Origin of the sequence: Nocardia wallacei, assembly GCF_029868745.1 — a bacterium.
In the GTDB taxonomy this organism is placed as follows: domain Bacteria; phylum Actinomycetota; class Actinomycetes; order Mycobacteriales; family Mycobacteriaceae; genus Nocardia; species Nocardia wallacei_B.
The window spans coordinates 48,577-64,866 of sequence record NZ_JARWOP010000385.1; the positions used below are offsets into that span (position 1 = coordinate 48,577).

General features: G+C 70.6%; 15 protein-coding genes. 6 read left to right on the forward strand and 9 right to left on the reverse strand.

All coding sequences use genetic code 11. The annotated features are described in order from the left end of the window. Positions 1-9 precede the first annotated feature (9 nt). Positions 10-606, forward strand: a complete 597-nt coding sequence (locus QH470_RS36990) for a hypothetical protein (RefSeq protein ID WP_280277045.1) — start codon at positions 10-12, stop codon at positions 604-606. Between the two features lie 10 nt (positions 607-616). Here QH470_RS36990 and QH470_RS36995 read toward each other — a convergent pair whose 3' ends face one another. Beyond that, on the reverse strand, positions 617-1,537 hold the full coding sequence (locus QH470_RS36995; protein ID WP_280277046.1) for an alpha/beta hydrolase: 921 nt from the start codon (positions 1,535-1,537) through the stop codon (positions 617-619). Beyond that, positions 1,534-2,910, reverse strand: a complete 1,377-nt coding sequence (locus QH470_RS37000; RefSeq protein WP_280277047.1) for a flavin-containing monooxygenase — start codon at positions 2,908-2,910, stop codon at positions 1,534-1,536. The genes QH470_RS36995 and QH470_RS37000 overlap by 4 nt, the downstream gene beginning before the upstream one ends. Positions 2,911-3,043: 133 nt before the next feature. Here QH470_RS37000 and QH470_RS37005 point away from each other — a divergent pair, with 133 nt between their 5' ends. Beyond that, positions 3,044-3,646: a TetR/AcrR family transcriptional regulator gene (locus tag QH470_RS37005; protein WP_280277048.1), complete on the forward strand. Its 603-nt coding sequence runs from the start codon at positions 3,044-3,046 to the stop codon at positions 3,644-3,646. A gap of 11 nt (positions 3,647-3,657) precedes the next feature. Here the strand turns inward: QH470_RS37005 and QH470_RS37010 are convergent, their stop codons facing one another. Both QH470_RS37010 and QH470_RS37015 read right to left on the reverse strand, forming a co-directional pair. Then, entirely contained in the window at positions 3,658-4,713 is a 1,056-nt protein-coding gene (locus tag QH470_RS37010) for a phosphotransferase family protein (RefSeq protein ID WP_425302851.1), read from the reverse strand. A gap of 2 nt (positions 4,714-4,715) precedes the next feature. Further along, positions 4,716-5,819 (reverse strand): TIGR03857 family LLM class F420-dependent oxidoreductase, encoded by a 1,104-nt coding sequence (locus QH470_RS37015; protein ID WP_280277050.1) that lies wholly within the window; start codon positions 5,817-5,819, stop codon positions 4,716-4,718. Between the two features lie 74 nt (positions 5,820-5,893). Here QH470_RS37015 and QH470_RS37020 point away from each other — a divergent pair, with 74 nt between their 5' ends. After that, complete coding sequence (locus QH470_RS37020) at positions 5,894-7,279, forward strand: FAD-dependent oxidoreductase (RefSeq protein WP_280277051.1); 1,386 nt, start codon at positions 5,894-5,896, stop codon at positions 7,277-7,279. A gap of 33 nt (positions 7,280-7,312) precedes the next feature. Then, a complete protein-coding gene (locus tag QH470_RS37025) occupies positions 7,313-8,227 on the forward strand; it encodes a universal stress protein (protein ID WP_280277052.1) in 915 nt (304 codons plus the stop codon). Positions 8,228-8,234: 7 nt separating this feature from the next. On the opposite strand, the gene QH470_RS37030 is transcribed toward QH470_RS37025, so the two are convergent. Both QH470_RS37030 and QH470_RS37035 read right to left on the reverse strand, forming a co-directional pair. Further along, positions 8,235-9,044 carry an RES domain-containing protein gene (locus QH470_RS37030; RefSeq protein WP_280277053.1) on the reverse strand — a complete coding sequence of 270 codons (810 nt, stop codon included), beginning with the start codon at positions 9,042-9,044 and terminating at the stop codon, positions 8,235-8,237. Positions 9,045-9,122: 78 nt separating this feature from the next. Further along, entirely contained in the window at positions 9,123-9,506 is a 384-nt protein-coding gene (locus tag QH470_RS37035) for a hypothetical protein (RefSeq protein ID WP_280277054.1), read from the reverse strand. Positions 9,507-9,650: 144 nt separating this feature from the next. Here QH470_RS37035 and QH470_RS37040 point away from each other — a divergent pair, with 144 nt between their 5' ends. After that, positions 9,651-10,196, forward strand: a complete 546-nt coding sequence (locus QH470_RS37040) for an SLATT domain-containing protein (RefSeq protein WP_280277055.1) — start codon at positions 9,651-9,653, stop codon at positions 10,194-10,196. A 21-nt stretch (positions 10,197-10,217) separates the two neighbouring features. Here QH470_RS37040 and QH470_RS37045 read toward each other — a convergent pair whose 3' ends face one another. Both QH470_RS37045 and QH470_RS37050 read right to left on the reverse strand, forming a co-directional pair. Beyond that, positions 10,218-11,156 (reverse strand): M48 family metalloprotease, encoded by a 939-nt coding sequence (locus QH470_RS37045; RefSeq protein ID WP_280277056.1) that lies wholly within the window; start codon positions 11,154-11,156, stop codon positions 10,218-10,220. A 142-nt stretch (positions 11,157-11,298) separates the two neighbouring features. Beyond that, positions 11,299-11,823 carry a hypothetical protein gene (locus QH470_RS37050; protein WP_280277057.1) on the reverse strand — a complete coding sequence of 175 codons (525 nt, stop codon included), beginning with the start codon at positions 11,821-11,823 and terminating at the stop codon, positions 11,299-11,301. A 178-nt stretch (positions 11,824-12,001) separates the two neighbouring features. Here QH470_RS37050 and QH470_RS37055 point away from each other — a divergent pair, with 178 nt between their 5' ends. Further along, the gene (locus QH470_RS37055) at positions 12,002-13,858 is read left to right on the forward strand and encodes a vWA domain-containing protein (RefSeq protein ID WP_280277058.1); all 1,857 of its coding nucleotides are present in this window, start codon (positions 12,002-12,004) and stop codon (positions 13,856-13,858) included. Positions 13,859-13,872: 14 nt separating this feature from the next. On the opposite strand, the gene QH470_RS37060 is transcribed toward QH470_RS37055, so the two are convergent. Next, entirely contained in the window at positions 13,873-16,254 is a 2,382-nt protein-coding gene (locus tag QH470_RS37060; RefSeq protein ID WP_280277059.1) for an acetyl-CoA acetyltransferase, read from the reverse strand. Positions 16,255-16,290: the final 36 nt, after the last annotated feature.

The window sequence follows — 16,290 nt, forward strand, 5'->3', positions numbered from 1 at the left end:
GGACAGAGCATGACCACAGCAACAGACGAAGACACCACCCGCACCACGCCGGAGGACCGGCCCGAACCGTCCGCGCCGCAACCACGCACGCTCTCGATCCGGCTGTCGACGGTCCTGCTCACCGCGGCGATCGCCGGGCTCCTCATCGCCACGGTGGTGTTCGCGGGACTCTACTGGTCGGCGCGGTCCACCCTCGCCGACCGCGACGCCCGCGCCGCCGACGACCGCCGCGCCGAGCAGATCGCCACCGACTACGCGGTCGGTGCGTCCACCATCGACTTCCACGACGTCAAGGGCTGGATCACCCGGCTGCAGGCCGGGACCACACCGCAGCTCTCCGCCAAATTCGACGCCACCGCACCGCAATTGGAGCAGATCCTGCTGCCGCTGCAATGGACCTCGAAGGCGACGCCGCTGTCGGCGGCCGTGACCTCCGAATCGGGCGGCATCTACAAGGTCAACGCCTACCTCAACGTGAATTCGACCAGCGCGCAGACGCCCGACGGCGCGCAGACCACCGTCACCTACTCGCTCACCATCGACCGCAACGACGGCTGGAAGATCACCGACGTCGGCGGCCTGCAGAACGCGCTGCCGACGAAGTAGGGGCGCGTCCTCATCGGGTGTCGGCGAGATGCCTTCGGAGGAAACGGGTCTGGTGCTCGACCGCCGCGGCGAAGCACGGCCGGTCCGGAAAGAGATCGAAGTGGTCGCCGGGATAGTGCCGGACCTCCGCGCGCGCCTTGAACGCCACCTTCGCCGCGGCGTGCGGCGGCGCCACCCGATCGAAATCGGCGATCTGCACCAGCACGGGGGCCGAGATGCGACCGGCGTGCCTGCCGACCCGATAGCCGCCGAGTTCCAGGGCGGCCGCGGCGTCCACCTCGTTGCGCCAGGTCGGTCCCGCCAGGGCGAGATAGTTCTCCCGGTAGCCGTCGGCGGTCAGCGCGGCGCGGTCCCCGGGGTTGCCGACCAGTGGCATGGTCACGGGCTCGCGGCCCAGCCGGGCGGACAGCGCGCTGCGCACGGCAGTGACGGTAGAACCGGCAATCGCCTTGGCTCCCAGCTCTTTCCAGGCCAGCACCCCGGCAGCGGGTCCCGAGACCAACGGGACCATCGCGATGACCGCGCACACGTCGGACCGGTCCGGGGCCAGGGTCAGCGCGTGGCCGCCCGACATCGACACACCCCACAGCACCACGCGCCCGGGGTCCACGCCCGGTTGCCGCCCGGCCGCCTCGATCGCGGCGCGGTAGTCCGCCAGTTGCGCCGCCATCGACACCCGCTGCCGCGGCTGTCCGCCGGATGCGCCGAAACCCCGGTAGTCGAAGGCGAAGACGGCCAGTCCCAGCTCGCGCAGCGCGTGCGCGAACGGCATCAGCCCGGAATCCTTGGTGCCGCCGAAACCGTGCGCCATCACCACGACGGGGCAGCGCCCGGACCGTTCCAGCGGCCCGCCCGCGCCCGGATCGAAAAACCAAGCGTCACAGTCGGTTCCGTGCGAGTCGAAACGGACGCGCCGATGGTCCGCGGTCATCGGACCACCTCCTGCCCGATCGGCCGCTCCCCCACCCGCGACCAGCGCGGCGGGCCCGCGCTCGCGGCCCGGCGGGCTCCTTCCGGTAGCTCGCGCACGCGCATGTCGTGCTCGTAGAGGAAGTAGTCCACCTGCTGGGTGTGCCGCGGGCGGTCGAGCATGTGCCCGGTGTAGCGCTGCTGGTCGGTCACGATCACCCGGCGCATCTCGGCCTCGGCGGGCAGCCGGTAGCGGCCGACCGCGTAGGCGCCGACAAGCCGGGCCTGGCATTCCACGAACGGGAACAGTGTCGGCGTCGCCTGCGCGAATCCGGCGAACACCAGATCCTCGAGGCCCGGCAGGAACATTCGCTTGTACAGGTCGATCCGGTTGCCCGGGGCGCTGATGAACTCGGGATCGAAGAACGGGAAGGTGATGTTGTAGCCGGTGGCGTAGATGATCACGTCGAAGTCGTCGCTGCTGCCGTCCCGGAAATGTACGGTGCGGCCGTCGAGCCGGGCGATATCCGGTTTGGGCAGCACGTCGCCGGAACCCAGCCGCAACGGCAGTTCCACCGATTGGGTCGGATGCGCCTCGAAGAACTTGTGATTGGGCGTCGGCAGCCCGTAGTTCTCCGGCCTTCCCGCCGTCAGCGGCTGGCCCCATTGGACCACCTTGCGCTGCCACGACGCCGGGATATACGGGAAGGTGCGGAAATACTTGTCGGCCGGACGCCCGGCGATGTACTTCGGCACGATCCAGGCGCCCGAACGGGTCGACAGCGTGAGCCGGTTGCCCAGCGCCTTCGACGACAGCTCCACCGCGATGTCGGCCGCGCTGTTACCCAGGCCCACCACCAGGATGCGCTGGTCCCGGAAGTCCAGCGGGGTGCGGGGATCGATGTAGTGGTGCGCGTGCAGCGTCTCGCCGGTGAACTCGCCCGGGAAGTCGGGGTAGCGCGGGTCCCAGTGGTGCCCGTTGGCCACCACCAGCAGATCGAACCGGCGCGACTCGCCGCGCTCGGTCTCGAGTTCCCAGCCGCCCCCGGGCAGCCGCCGCGCCGCGGTGACGCCGTTGCGGAACTCGATCGCCGACGCGAGATCGAAAGCAGCGCAATAGTCGTCGAGATACCGCTTGATCTGCGTGTGGTGCGGGAAGTCCGGATAATCCGCCGGCATCGGGAAGTCCCGGAACGACAACTGATGCTTGGAGGTGTCGATATGCAGCGACCGGTAGGCGCTGCTGTGGCCGTTCGGATTGCCGAATGCCCAGTTGCCGCCGACCCGGTCGGACGATTCGAAGCAGACGTAGGGCACGCCGTAGTCGGCGAGCATCTTGCCGGCCGTCAGCCCGCTGATGCCGGCGCCGATGACGGCCGTCCGCGGTAGATACATCGTCGGTCCCTTCCGAGGGTGTAGACAGTTTGAGAATTATGTCTACTGATGGACAGAATCTCAGATCTGTCCATAGGTTGCTATGGTTTTCGCGGAACCGGTGGCGATGGACCTTCGAGGGAGAGCGGGGCGTGTGACCGAGGCACCGACTACGCAGGTGGTGGACCGGCTGCTCGACGCCGCCCAGACGTTGCTGGCGCGCAAGGGGATTCGCGCCACCACCGTCATCGAGGTCGCCGAGGAAGCGGGGGTGTCGCGGGCCTGGCTGTACCGGCACTTCCCGGACAAGTCGGCGCTGCTGGGCGCGGCGATCGTCCGGCTGAGCGACTCGTTCTGGAACGACGCGCGCGCCCAGCTCGACACCTTCGAGACCTTCACCGAACAGCTCGTGGCGGGGGTGCGCATCGGCCGCCACGCCTACGAGGACCCGGGCGCCCTGCCCCTGCGGCTGCGCGTCACCGAGCCGGAGGAATTCGCCGCGTGCGCCGGCGCGGGGGTGTCGGGGCTGGTCCCGGATCTCGGGGCGTTCTGGCTGCCCTATGTCGAAGCGGCGGTCCGCCGGGGCGAGATCCATCGCGATCACGATCCCCGCGAGGTGTCGGAATGGGTGGCGCGGGTGCTGATCAGCCTGGGCACCATGCCCGGCGAGACGGTGGACGCGGACGACCCCGCCGCCGTGCTGCGCCAGGTGCGCCGCTTCGTGATGCCCGCGCTGCGAACCGATCCCGGACGCTGACCGCCGCCCGGTCAGCGCAGCCCGCCGGGGGCCAGATCGTCGATCGCGGCGGCGCTGCGGGTGAGCATGGTGTGGAACATCCGGTCCCCGCGTTCGGTGGATTGCGCCGCGCCGCAACCGAAGACGATGATCAGCGGGGCCTGGATCAGCTCGGTGGTGTAGTCGTGCCAGCACTGTTCGAGGGAGTAATCCGTGACGCCGTGCCGCAGCAGCGCGGCGTGGTAGTCGGCGACGATCGCGCGTTCGTGCGCGCGGCGGTCCGCGATGGGCAGGCTGGTGGCGAGCAGAAAGCCGATGTCGCGCAACGGTTGTCCGGGTGTGATGGCCTGCCAGTCGATAAACGTCACCGACCCGTCGGGCCCGAACATCACATTGTCCACGCGCAGATCGCCGTGCAGTAGCGCGAAGTGCCGCACCGGGGTGACCAGCCAGTCCCCGGCCGTCGCCACGAGCCAGTCGAGGGCGGCCAGTTCCAGCGCGCTCAACCGGTCGGCGAAGCGGTCCCGGAAGGCGTCGGTCATCGGGGCGAGCACCGAATCCATCAGTTCGCGATCCGCTTGCATCGGCAGCGCCAGGCCCGGCTCGGCGAACAGGGTGTCGTCGCACCAGCGCGGTCCGTGCAGGCCCGCCGCCGCGACGGCGATGGTCCGCGCCTGGTCGACGCCGCAACCGGCGATCTGATCGCCCTGCGTGGCGGGCGCGAGATCATCGAGCAGCAGCACGAATTCGGCGCCCGAGTCCGACAGCGCCGAGCCGTAGCAGCGCGGCAGCGGTACCCGCACCGTGGCGGCGAGGTTGCGGTAGAACCGCACCTCGTTGCGGAACGCGCCGCTGCCGAAACTGCGCTGATCCGCCGAACCGGTGGCGAGCTTGGCGACCATCGTGGACGGCAGCGCGGTAGCGTCGCGGTAGCGCAGCGCCAGCCGGTAGCTGCCCGCCATCTGGCCGGAACCCACCGGTGTCGACGCGACACCCTCGACGGTCACGTCGTGGCCGTGCGACCGCAGCAGCGCGGTCAGCCACTCCGGGGTGAGTTCGGTTGCGCTGGTGGGGATATCGAGCGACATGGTCACCTCACTGCTGCGGCGGTGGCGCCGGGGTTCACGGGCGGACGGCGATCGGCCGGGCGGACGGCCCGGTAGGCGGCCACCACCGGAGCGAGTTCGGCGGGCGTGGCGCCGTGCAGGATGACCGAGTCGACGCCGAGGGTGAACTGCCGGGTCACGGCCGCGGCGCAGTCGGCGGCGGATCCGGTGGCGCAGTCGCGCACCCAGGCGTCCGGTATCACCGCGGCCAGTTCGCGCAGTTCGGCCGGTGTCGCGGTGGCGTCGATCGCGCCGCGCGCCCCGGAGAACGCGGCACTCGCGCGGACGCGGTCGAGATCGCTTGCCCGCCAACGGTTCGCGCGCATCAGAGCGTCCGGGTAGCCCTGCAGGTAGGTGGCCAGCCGACCGTACAGGCGGCGCAGCCGTTCCCTCTCGGCGTGCTGCTCGTCGACGGTCGCCAGCACCGCCCAGATCCGCACCGACGCCGGGTCGCGCCCGGCGCGTTCGGCCGCCGCGCGCACGGTGCCGACCGCCGCCGCGGTCGCCTCGTCGCCGAGAAACGTGTGCAGGACCACCGCGTCGGCGATCCGACCGGCGAGAGCGAGCGTACGAGACCCCATGGTGGCCAACAGGATCGGCGGCGGCGTCGCCAGGGTGACACCGAGATGCAGCGCCGGGTACGCGCCGATCAGGCCGTCGTGCCCGATCACGGTCTCGCCGCGCCACAGGCGGCGCAGCAGGTCCGCGAATTCGGCCAGCTGCGCCCCGGTCACAGTGGGCAGGCCGAGCACCTGCCACTGGGCGGTGATCCCCCGCCCCAGCCCCAACGCGAACCGGCCGCCGGACAGCTCGGCGAGCGTCGCCCCCATCGTGGCCGTCACCAGCGGATGCCGGGTGTGGTGATTGGTCGCGGCGGTGGCGACCCCGAGCCGGGGCGCGGCCACGGCGAGCGCCCCCGACAGCACGGCGGCGTCCTTGACATTGAATCGCTCGGAGACGAACGCCGCCCCCAGACCGATCCGCTCCGCCTCGGCCGCCTCCGCGACGAGTTCGGCGGGCCGCACCGGATGCCGCGACAGCGTGTAATACCCCAGCTCGGTGAGCAACTCGGGCCCGGGATCGATCATGCCCCAAATCTAGAACGAGTCCCGAGACTCGGTATACAGATTCGAAAAATTGTCTACTGCGTAACGTGACCCGCATGAGCGAACGTGTGGTGATCGTCGGCGCGGACGCGGCCGGGATGTCGGCGGCGTCGCAGGCCCGCAGGCTGCGGACGGCGAGCGAGCTGGACATCGTGGTGTTCGAGCGCGGGCACTTCACCTCCTACTCGGCGTGCGGTATCCCCTACTGGGTCGGCGGCGACGTGGACGACCGCGACGACCTGATCGCCCGCACGCCCGAGGAGCACCGGGCCCGCGAGATCGACCTGCGGCTGCGGACCGAGGTGCGCGAGATCGACGTGCCCGGTCGCCGGGTCCGTACACACGACCTCGAGACCGGCGCCGAAACCTGGACGGACTTCGACAAACTCGTGCTCGCCACCGGCGCGAGCCCGATCCGGCCGCCGCTGCCCGGCATCGACGCCGCCGGGGTGCACGGCGTGCAGACGCTCGACGACGGCCAGGCCCTCATCGACACGCTCGACTCCACCCGGGGCCGCCGCGCGGTGGTGGTGGGCGCCGGGTACATCGGCGTCGAGATGTCGGAGGCGCTGATCAACCGCGGCTACCAGGTGACGATGCTCAACCGCGGCGCCGAGCCCATGTCCACCCTCGACCCCGACATGGGCGTCCTGATCCGGAAAGCCATGCAGGGCCTGGGGATTCACGTCGTCGACGACACGGAGGTGACCGCCATCCACACCGACGCGCAGGGCCGGGTCCGCGCGGTCGCCGCCGACGACGCCGAATATCCGGCGGACGTGGTGGTACTCGGCCTCGGCGTCCGCCCCGCCACCGAGCTGGCCCGCGCCGCGGGGCTGCCGCTGGGCGCATCCGGCGGGCTGCTGACCGACCTGGCGATGCGCGTGCGCGGGCACGAGAACATCTGGGCCGGTGGCGATTGCGTCGAGGTACTGGATCTGGTGTCCGGCTCGCAGCGGCACATCCCGCTCGGCACCCACGCCAACAAGCACGGCCAGGTTATCGGCGCGGGTGTCGGCGGCGACTACGCCACCTTCCCCGGCGTGGTCGGCACCGCCGTCAGCAAGGTCTGCGATCTGGAGGTCGCGCGTACCGGCCTGCGCGAGAAGGACGCTCGCGCGGTCGGGCTGCAGTACGTCACCGTGGTCATCGAATCCACCAGCCGCGCAGGGTATTTCCCGGGCGCCGCGCCCATGACGGTGAAGATGCTCGCGGAGCGGCGCACCGGCCGGTTGCTCGGCGTGCAGATCGTGGGCCGGGAGGGCGCGGGCAAACGCATCGATATCGCCGCCGTGGCCCTGACCGCCCGGATGACCGTCGAACAGATGACCGCCCTCGATCTCGGCTACGCCCCGCCGTTCTCCCCGGTCTGGGATCCGGTGCTGGTGGCCGCCCGCAAGGCCGTGTCCGCGGTGCGGAAGGACGCAATTCCGATACCGTGAGCATACTTCTGGCAATCACAGGGAGGGATGCTCATGACGCACGGCACGAACCCCGCGGCGGATCCCCGGCCACCCGGCGACGTCGTGGTCGGGGTGGACGGTTCCAGAGCGTCCGACAGCGCCGTCCGGTGGGCGGCCCGGACCGCCGCCGAACGCGGACGGCCGCTGCGGATCCTGCACGGCCTCGGCCTCACGACGGCCGGGCTGCTCCTGGGATCGGATCGGATCGGCGCCTCCGACGCCCTCGAGAAGCTGCGGCGCAAGGCCGACGAGTGCGTGGCCGCCGCGGTCGCCCTGGCCCGCGAGACCGCCCCGGACCTGGATATCGACACCGAGGTCTCCGATCTGGGCCCGGCCCGGTTCCTGATCGAGCAGTCCGCGTCGGCCCATCTCGTGGTGCTCGGCGTGTCCGGCACCGGCGGCGCGCTGACCCGGCTGGGTTCCACGCTCATGGCCGTCGTCGCGCACGGGCACGGCGCGATCGTGGTCGTGCGCGGCACCGACGAAGAGGACCCGGACATGTCCGCGCGGCCGGTGGTGGTCGGCGTGGACGGGAATCCGGCCGGGCAGGCGGCGACACGTGTCGCCTTCGCCGAGGCCGCCGCCCTGGGCGTGCCGCTGGTGGCCGTGCACACCTGGAGCGATCTTCCCGTCGGCGGGCTGCCGGGCGCCCCGCCGGAACTCGACCCGATGACCGAGGCCGAGGCGCAACGCACCCTCCAGGAGCAGTTGGGCCGGTGTCAGGAGCAGTATCCGGACGTCGTGATCGTCCGCAAGGTCTATCTGTCCGGCCCGCGAGATCGCCTGATCGGCTGGTCGCGCTCGGCGCAGTTGCTGGTGGTCGGCAGTCGCGGGCGCGGCGGATTCCGCGGCCTGCTGCTCGGCTCGACCAGCCAGACGCTGGTCCAGCAGTCGCACTGCCCGGTCATGGTCGTGCACCAACGCTGAGGCCGGGCTACCAGGTACCCGTCAGGTCGTAGGTGGTCAGGATCGCCTCCAAGGGCGGATTGACAGCGGGCGGCAGTACCTCGACGCCGGGATCGGCGGCGGGAATGAGTCCCTTGGTCGCGCGGCCACTTCTGGTGCGGCGCAACCAGATCGCCCAGCAGCTCCATTCGCTGCCGTGCCGGGAGCCGTACATGATGCCGTGCGCCAGGCTGTCGTCGTCGAGGGTAATCGGCCACAGCCGGGTGGCTATCGCCGTGGTGAGAGCGCGGTCGCTGCCGCGCAATTCGGCGACGGTGATCTCCGTGATGCCGCGTTCGATCAGGCTCGGCGGCGGATACTTGGCGATCGCGGACAGGCTCGACGCGGCCTCGACATCGATGAACCATCCCATGGTGGGCAACGTGATTCGGTACAGCCGGTATTCGGTCAGCCACGTCAGATCGATCTCGCGCGGCGCGCGGAAACCGGCGTTCTCCCATTCCTCCCTGATCAGGGAGTCCAATTCGGCGTCGGGGCCGACATCGTCGAAGTAGGTCGACGCGGCGACGGGCAGCCGCGGCTTGAGCGGTGCGAGCAGTTCGCCGTAGGCGCCCTCCTCGGTATCGGCGGCATAGACCGTCTGCTGCCCCGCCACGTCGTACCGATTCCAGGCCGCCGGGGAACTCTCACCGGCCAGCCCGCGCAGCAGCGGATTGAGCGGGCCGTAGGACGGTTTCGCCAGCCGGTACACCTCGCGGCTGGCCGACGGGACGAGCACCAGGCCGGTTTTCGAACAGGTCCGCCGGGCACTGGAGCGCCTGACATCCCTGATAGACACGAAGAATTCCCCTCACACCGCCGGCTCGGATCCGCATGCGAGAGTAGAGCTTAGTGGAGGGGAGGACCTCGGGGCTATTCAGTTGTCGCCGGAGCCATCGACGAAAGCGACTGCGGCAGCGATCACTTCGGGAAAACGACCCTCACGGATGGCCACCGCCGGCGACTCCTCGCCCAGCCGTGGATTGGCGCCGATGAACCAGGACCGGGCCACATCCTCACTCTCGGAGGTGGCGAGCAGGATCCAACAGCGGTGCGCGACCTGCAGCCGCGCCAGCGCCGCGTCACGCGGGCGGGGTCCGTCGGCATGAGCCCACTTGTGCGGCAGCTTGCGGTCGCGCACGCCGGCGACCAGCGCCACCATGGTGGGACCGAGGTGCTGCACCAACTGCCGGGCCAGCTCGGACGGCCGCAGCCGGGCCGTCTCCACGTGGCTGGTGATCGCTCCGTTGAGGACTGCCATGACTGTCACCACTTCCGCTGCACCGAAGAACGGATCCGTTGGAGCCGACCCGGTCAGCCTAACCAGAATGCCACCTCAATGCAACCACTGTGCTACCGTAACGCCCGCTGAATTCCGCACATCCCTCGTCGAACGGCTGTTTCCATGTGGCGATGGCTCCGCAGCGAGCAGACACCGGCGCACTCCACCGGCCTGCACAGCCCCCAGTCACCCCCGGCGGACGCCGATCCGCTCGGCGTCAGCCTGCATTACCTGCACCTTTTCCGCGACGAGTACGAACGATCGCGGTTCGTGGTGAAGACCCGCGCCAAGCACGTCGTGGTGTGGACGGCCGTGGCCAACGGCCTCATCGCCGTGCTCGGCACCGCCATCGCCGTGTCCGACGCGCCGTGGCTCGGCCTGTTCAGCACCGGCCTGGCCGCCTCGATCGGCGTCATCACCGCGTGGGACGGCCTGTACCGGCATCGCGAGATGTGGGTGCAGCGCAGCGTGATCCTGGGCCAGCTGCAAACCCTGCTCCGCACCACCGAACTGCGGCAGGCGTCCGGCGAGGACCGCGACCTGCTGGCCCGCGAGACCATGCGGGAACTGAACGAGATCCTCGAGGAGGACCTCGAGGCGTGGACATCGCTGCGCCGCACGCAATCATCTGTTCGCGAACGGGGCGAGGACCCCGGGGACGCGTCGTAACGGGCGGCGCTCGGGTCGATGTCAGTCGGGCGGGCCACTGCGGCCGGAACCGCCGTGACCATGCTGGGTTCGCAACGCGCGCAACCGATCGGCGATCGGCGGATGACCGCCGTACCAGCGCAACCGCACGGCGAGCAGGCCGGTCGGCGGCGAGTAGTCCCGTTGCCATCGGCGCAGGGCCACCGCGAGGTCGCGACCGTACCCGAGATCCGCGGCGAATCGGTCGGCGGCGAATTCCGCGCGGCGGGACCGCGCCGCGGCGGTGAGCGGCTCGACGGCGAACAGCGCGCACAGCGAGACGGCGACCGGCCTGCCCGTGGTATCGGCCAGGACGAAATATAGCGTCGTCAGTAATCCCAGGGCGAGCACGAATCTGATCACGATCGCGGCGCGCCCCAGCGCACCGAACGGTCGACCCGCCGCGGCCGCAAGACGTTTCACCACAGTGCCCGGAATCGCGCTCCAGGCGGCGAGCAATCGCAGACGCTGGTCGCCGGCGACATGATGGCCGAGTTCATGGGCGAGAACGGCTTCCAGCCGGCGCGGGCGCAGCGTCACGATCGCCCAGCTGGTCACGGCGACGATCCGGGTCGGTGCGGCGTAGGCGTTCAGCGACGCGGACTGCTGCACCCACAGCGAATACGGCCAGCCGTCCAGGCCCGGTGCGCGGGTCACGTTTTCCCAAGCGGCAGTGAGGATTTCCGACTCCCGCCCGATCGCCTTGCGGAATCCGTAGAAGGCGGCCCACGACTGCCGGTTCGGGGTGAACCACGCCGCGTCGAACAGTACGACGCCCGCGAACACCCAGATTCCGCCGAGCACGACCGCCACCCACGGCCCGGCGCACCGCTCGACGACGAACACCAGCAGCGCACTCAACGCCACCGTCGGGACCGCGAGCACGGCGGTTACCCACCGCGACAGCGCATTTCGGAAGCGGTCATCGGATGTCGCGGACATCTCTCCCCCTGATCCGTGCCCTCGGCCGCGCGCCCTGGTGTGAGCGGCGACCGGAACCGACGGCGCGGGGCGCCGCCGGTCGTCGGTCACGGTAACCGAACAGGACGCTGTCGCCATGGGCGATAAGCGTCGGGGCCGAGACTTACGGCACGAAGACCTCGGCGGAGGCCGGGATATTCGGCTTGTCGGTCCGGAGGGTGAGCTGAACTCGGCCCGGACCGGTGTCCGCCACCAGGATGGCCGCGGTCAGGCGCTGCCCGGCCGGGACGAAACGGCTCACGCTGCCCGCCGCACCGGAGTCGAGATTGCGCCAGTCGAGAATCGCCGTCACGTCGCAGGCCAGCAACTGCGGACCCCATTCCCCCACCGGCGAGAAGCCCTGGGTAATACGCAGTACCACCGAATGCTCGGCGCCCGGCGCCTCGGAATACTGGTAGAGCGGGCCGTCGAAGGCGGTGCCGCCGGCGTTCATCAGACCCGCGCACACGCCGTTTCCGAGGGTGAACACCGGGCTGAGCTGGAAGTCGGTTTTCGCGCAGGTACGCGGCCCGACATTCGACCATCCGAGCTGACACGGCTCGCCGCCATCGGCCATGGCGGGCGCGGCGACGGCGACTCCCGCACCGAGAAATGCGGCGACCGCGGCGGCCGAAACCATACGTTTCATCGTCGAAACTCCCTAGTCTGGAAAAACTCCCGTTCGGAAAGTATTGCGATCCTAGCCATATCGACGGGTTGCGCGTGGTTGTCTCGCCGGCGAATGCAGTAGAGTCCGGCAACGCCGTTTCGCGACATACGCGACAAACACGGCAGCAGTGGAACGGAGTTCGGTCATCGTGTCGCGAGTGGCGAAAATCGTCGGACTAACCACCGCGGGGCTGATCGGCCTACTTCCCGCGGCCGCACCGGCGACGGCACAGCAACCCGACTACGCGCCGACCATGCTGGTGCTCGACGCGTCCGGATCGATGCTGGCCGCAGACCCCGGCGGCGGCACGAAGATGGATGCCGCCAAGGACGCGGTGCGCGGCTTCGTCACCGCGGCGCCCGCGGCGTCGAAGGTCGGGCTGTCGGTGTACGGCACGGCGACCGGTTCCTCGGCGGCCGAGCAGGCCGCGGGCTGCCGCGATGTGCGGGTGCTGCGCGCGCCGGAGACCATCGACAAACCGGCGCTGATCGAGGCGGTCGATCGGATCGTCCCGAGCGGGTACACCCCCATCGGCGCCTCGCTCCGCGCGGCCGCGCAGGCCTTGCCCGCCTCGGGACCGCGGTCGATCGTGCTGGTCTCCGACGGCATCGACACCTGCGCGCCGCCGGATCCGTGCGAGGTCGCCCGCGAGCTGAGCCGCCAGGGCACGCGAATCGTCGTGCACGCCATCGGTTTCGGTGTCGACGAGGCCGCGCGGGCGCAGCTCGCCTGTATTGCGCAGACCACCGGCGGCACCTACACCGACGCGGCCGACGGCAAGATCCTCGAACAGGTGCTGCCTCGCGTCAGCGCCGCGGCCCTGCGCAACTACGCACCGGCGGGCGCGCGCATCACGGGCACGCCCACCTATCGCAACGCACCGGCGGCCGTGCCCGGGCAGTATCTCGACACCATCGGCCGGAAGACGCCGCGCTACTACGCGGTCGACGTGCCGCAGGGCGCCACCGCCTATTTCAGCGGCACCGTGTCGTTCCCGCGCGGGGGCGAGGGGGCGTTGTCCAACAACCGGCTCGATCTGCGCGTCTACGGCGCCGAAGGGCAGGACTGCCACGTCTACGAGAACGAGTTGGCCACCCGCTCCTCCGACGGCGTGACGCTGACCGTGGCCGAGGTGTGGAAAGGCGCGACCGACACCGCGGCGGCGGGCGGCAAGCGCAATTGCACGGGCGGCGGCCGCTACTACTTCAGCCTGGAATGGGCGCACGTCGCGGACAACGCGCCCGAAACGCTGCCACTGGAGATGAATGTCGGTGTGGAGCCGCCGGTTTCGGACGCCGGGCCCGCGGCCGCGGCGACGGAGACCGAATTCCACGACCCGGGCGGGGCGGCCGTCCCGGTGACGGGTGGCGGCTCGTTCAACGTGGCGGCCCCGCTGGCGGGTTCCGGCAGCTATTCCGATACCTTGCAGCGCGGCGAATTCGTTTTCTACCGCGTGAAATTGGAGTGGGGTCAAGGCCTGGCCTACCGCGTGCGCTACGCCGCCACGCAGGGGCACGGCGTCGAATACATCTCGAATATCAATACCACCCTGTATGCCCCGTACCGCAAGGAAATCGCCTCGGACACCACCTCCTACGGCGGCGCGGAGAATGTCCTGCCGACCGGTAGACCGGCGCTCGCGACGGCGCCGGTGCGCTATGCCAATCGCACGGCGAACGACAACAAGCTCCGGGATCAGGCCCTCGCCGGCTGGTATTACATCGCGGTCGCCGTGGGCCCGCCGATCCACGACGAGGGCAAGGCCGGTCCGGTCCCGATCCGGCTGGAGCTGAACGTCACCGGCGAGCGGGAGCCGGGACCGTCCTACGGCGGCGCCGCGCAGCAGGAGACCTTCGGCTCCGAGGACCGCGCGCCCGGCGACAGCGCCGCGCCGCTCACGGCATCCGACGACGCAATGCCGCTGGTGTGGATCCTGGCCGCGGCGCTCGGCGGCGTCGTCGTCGCGGGCGTGCTCGTCGCGGTGCTGCTGCGGAGGCGCACCCGCCGGTCCTGAGCGCAGCCCGCCGATCAGGGGTTGTGCCAGTGCGGAATTCGGCCCTCGCGCAGCGCCGCGAGTCCTTCGACCGGGTCGCGGTGGGCGATGAGCTTGTCCAGCAGCGGGGCGGGCTCCCCGATGGCGGCGAGCGGGTCGGCGGTCCGGTCGGCGTGCGCCATGAACGCCAGCGCGGCGCGGATGGCGACCGGTGAGCGGGCGGCGATATCGGCGGCGAGCTGGCGGGCCACGGTCCGGGCCTTGCCGGTCGGGGCCGTGCGCGCCACCAGTCCGGCGGCGACGGCCTCGGCCGCGTCGATGCGGCGGCCGGTGACGATCATGTCGTGCGCCAGCGCCCGGCCGACGATCCGGGGCAGACGCACCAGCACGCCGGGTCCCGGCGCCTGCCCGATCCCGGTGTCGGGCAACGCGAACGAGGCCGACTCGTCGGCGACGACGAGGTGACAGGCGAGCACGAGTTCCAGCCCGCCGCTGTCCGCGCGGCCGTTCACCGCCGCGATCACCGGCTTCGCCGACTCCCGCGCCGACAGTCCGCCGAACCCGCTGCGCGGCTGCGCCAGCAGTTGCAGCGGCGACATGAGGTCGCTCAGATCGGTTCCGGTGCAGAAGGTTTCGTCACCCGCGCCGCTGAGAACCGCGACCCACAGCTCGTCGTCGTGCTGGAACGCGGTGAAGATCTCGTCGAGTTCGCGCTGCGCCTGGGCGTTCAGCGCGTTACCCGCCTCGGGACGGTCGATCATCACCTCGAGCACATGCTCCGATCGCGTGACGACGACGTGCGTGTAGGACTCCCGCAGCACCGGCACCCGCGGCCCCAGGTGTGCGTCGAGCAGTTCGCGGGTGGACGCGACCCGGTTGCCGTCGGGGGTCGATCGGACGAAAACGTGTCTCCCGATCGGCTCGGTATCTCCGGCCAGCGCGTCGACCAGCTCCGTATCCTGTTCGAGCACATTGGCGATGAACCGGCTGCCGTCGTCGAGCCTGCCCACCACGATGGCGACGGCCGAACCCTCGCGTTCGAACCGCACGGCGCAGCTCTCCACGGTCGCCCGGCCGTCGGCGTGGTACACCGATCGCACACCCGGCACCGCGTCCAGTTCGGCCCGCGCCGCGGCGATACGCGCGGGACGCCAGGCGCTCGGTGTCGTCGTGTAGACGCCCACCGAATGCTTGCTGAGCACTCCCCCGTTGGCGGCCACCATCCCGTAGCTGCCGGGCCGATCGCGCACGCGCGCAACGATTTCCGCGATGGCATGGGTGGTGTAGTTGTTGCCGGGACCACCGAAGTACGGCAGGCCGCCGGTGACCGTGAGACCACGCGGATCGTCGGGCGCCAGGCCCAGACCGTCGCAGAGATTGAACACCGCGATCGGGAAGCAGCTGTACAGATCCAGCGCCGACACCTGGTCGAGTTCGACCCCGGCCAACTCCAGCGCGCAGCGGACGGCGGCGACGGCCGCGGGGCTGCTGCTCAGATCCGGCCGCGCGAGCAACGGCCGCTCGGTCAGGTCGGCGTGCCCCGGCATGAACACCATGCGCGACTGGGGAATACCGAGCCGCCGCGCCGCCGCCAGCGACACGATCAGGACCGCCGCGGCCTGATTCACCTGTTCGCGAGCGACCAGCAGCCGGGTGTAGGCGTCGGTGATGCGGCGATTGCGGTCGTCCACCGCGATCAGCTCCGCGGTGTCGCGCGCGCTGGGCGCCGCCGCGTGCGGGTTACCGGCGGCGACCGCGCTGAACCGGCTGAACAGCTCGCCCATGGCCCGCGCGTACTCCCGCGGCAAGAGGCCCGAGCGCGCCCGGCGGGCATTCTCCAGCACCGTGTACGACACCGCCGGCTCCACCATCCGATGCAGCACGCCCTGCGAGGGCGTCATCCCCTCGATGCCGTAACCGCGATCCTCCAGCGAACCGTCCACTCGCTCGGCGAAATCGGGGCGCTCCGCGCGCGGCCGGGTCGCGAGGTCGCGGACCGTGGAGATCGCCTCGGCGCCGAAGACCACCGCGACCTCCGAGTTGCCCGCGGCTATCTCGCCGCACAACTCGGTGACCACTTGCTGCGGCGTCTGCCCGCCGGTCGGTGCGAGGATCGCCCGGCGCGGCCGGGCGCCGATCCGACCTGCCACGGCGCGCGGCACATTGTCCGGCGCGCCCAGAGCGGCGCGGGCGAACGCGCTCGAATCGTCGAACGCGCGGATCGCGGCGACCGTATCCAGTTCCGCGACAATCCTTTCGGCCTCGCCTTCGGAATCGGCCACGGCGGCGCGCACCGCCGCGGCCGCCAGCTCGGCGGCGGACAAGCCGCGATAACCCGGCTCACCGATGCGCTCGGAGATCTGGCCGACGCCGACGATCACCGGTGTGTGCGGCGGCAAGCCCGCGTCCGACCCCATGGAAGACACCTCACTGGACACTCGTCCGAACCTAAC

Bases quoted from the DNA above. Each gene is read 5' to 3' on its own strand.
- QH470_RS37050 (WP_280277057.1), bottom strand. From the start codon at position 11,823: ATGAAACGTATGGTTTCGGCCGCCGCGGTCGCCGCATTTCTCGGTGCG.
- QH470_RS37000 (WP_280277047.1), bottom strand. From the start codon at position 2,910: ATGTATCTACCGCGGACGGCCGTCATCGGCGCCGGCATCAGCGGGCTG.
- QH470_RS37035 (WP_280277054.1), bottom strand. From the start codon at position 9,506: ATGGCAGTCCTCAACGGAGCGATCACCAGCCACGTGGAGACGGCCCGG.
- QH470_RS37010 (WP_425302851.1), bottom strand. From the start codon at position 4,713: ATGTCGCTCGATATCCCCACCAGCGCAACCGAACTCACCCCGGAGTGG.
- QH470_RS36990 (WP_280277045.1), top strand. From the start codon at position 10: ATGACCACAGCAACAGACGAAGACACCACCCGCACCACGCCGGAGGAC.
- QH470_RS37015 (WP_280277050.1), bottom strand. From the start codon at position 5,819: ATGATCGATCCCGGGCCCGAGTTGCTCACCGAGCTGGGGTATTACACG.
- QH470_RS37040 (WP_280277055.1), top strand. From the start codon at position 9,651: ATGTGGCGATGGCTCCGCAGCGAGCAGACACCGGCGCACTCCACCGGC.
- QH470_RS37045 (WP_280277056.1), bottom strand. From the start codon at position 11,156: ATGTCCGCGACATCCGATGACCGCTTCCGAAATGCGCTGTCGCGGTGG.
- QH470_RS36995 (WP_280277046.1), bottom strand. From the start codon at position 1,537: ATGACCGCGGACCATCGGCGCGTCCGTTTCGACTCGCACGGAACCGAC.
- QH470_RS37020 (WP_280277051.1), top strand. From the start codon at position 5,894: ATGAGCGAACGTGTGGTGATCGTCGGCGCGGACGCGGCCGGGATGTCG.
- QH470_RS37060 (WP_280277059.1), bottom strand. From the start codon at position 16,254: ATGGGGTCGGACGCGGGCTTGCCGCCGCACACACCGGTGATCGTCGGC.
- QH470_RS37025 (WP_280277052.1), top strand. From the start codon at position 7,313: ATGACGCACGGCACGAACCCCGCGGCGGATCCCCGGCCACCCGGCGAC.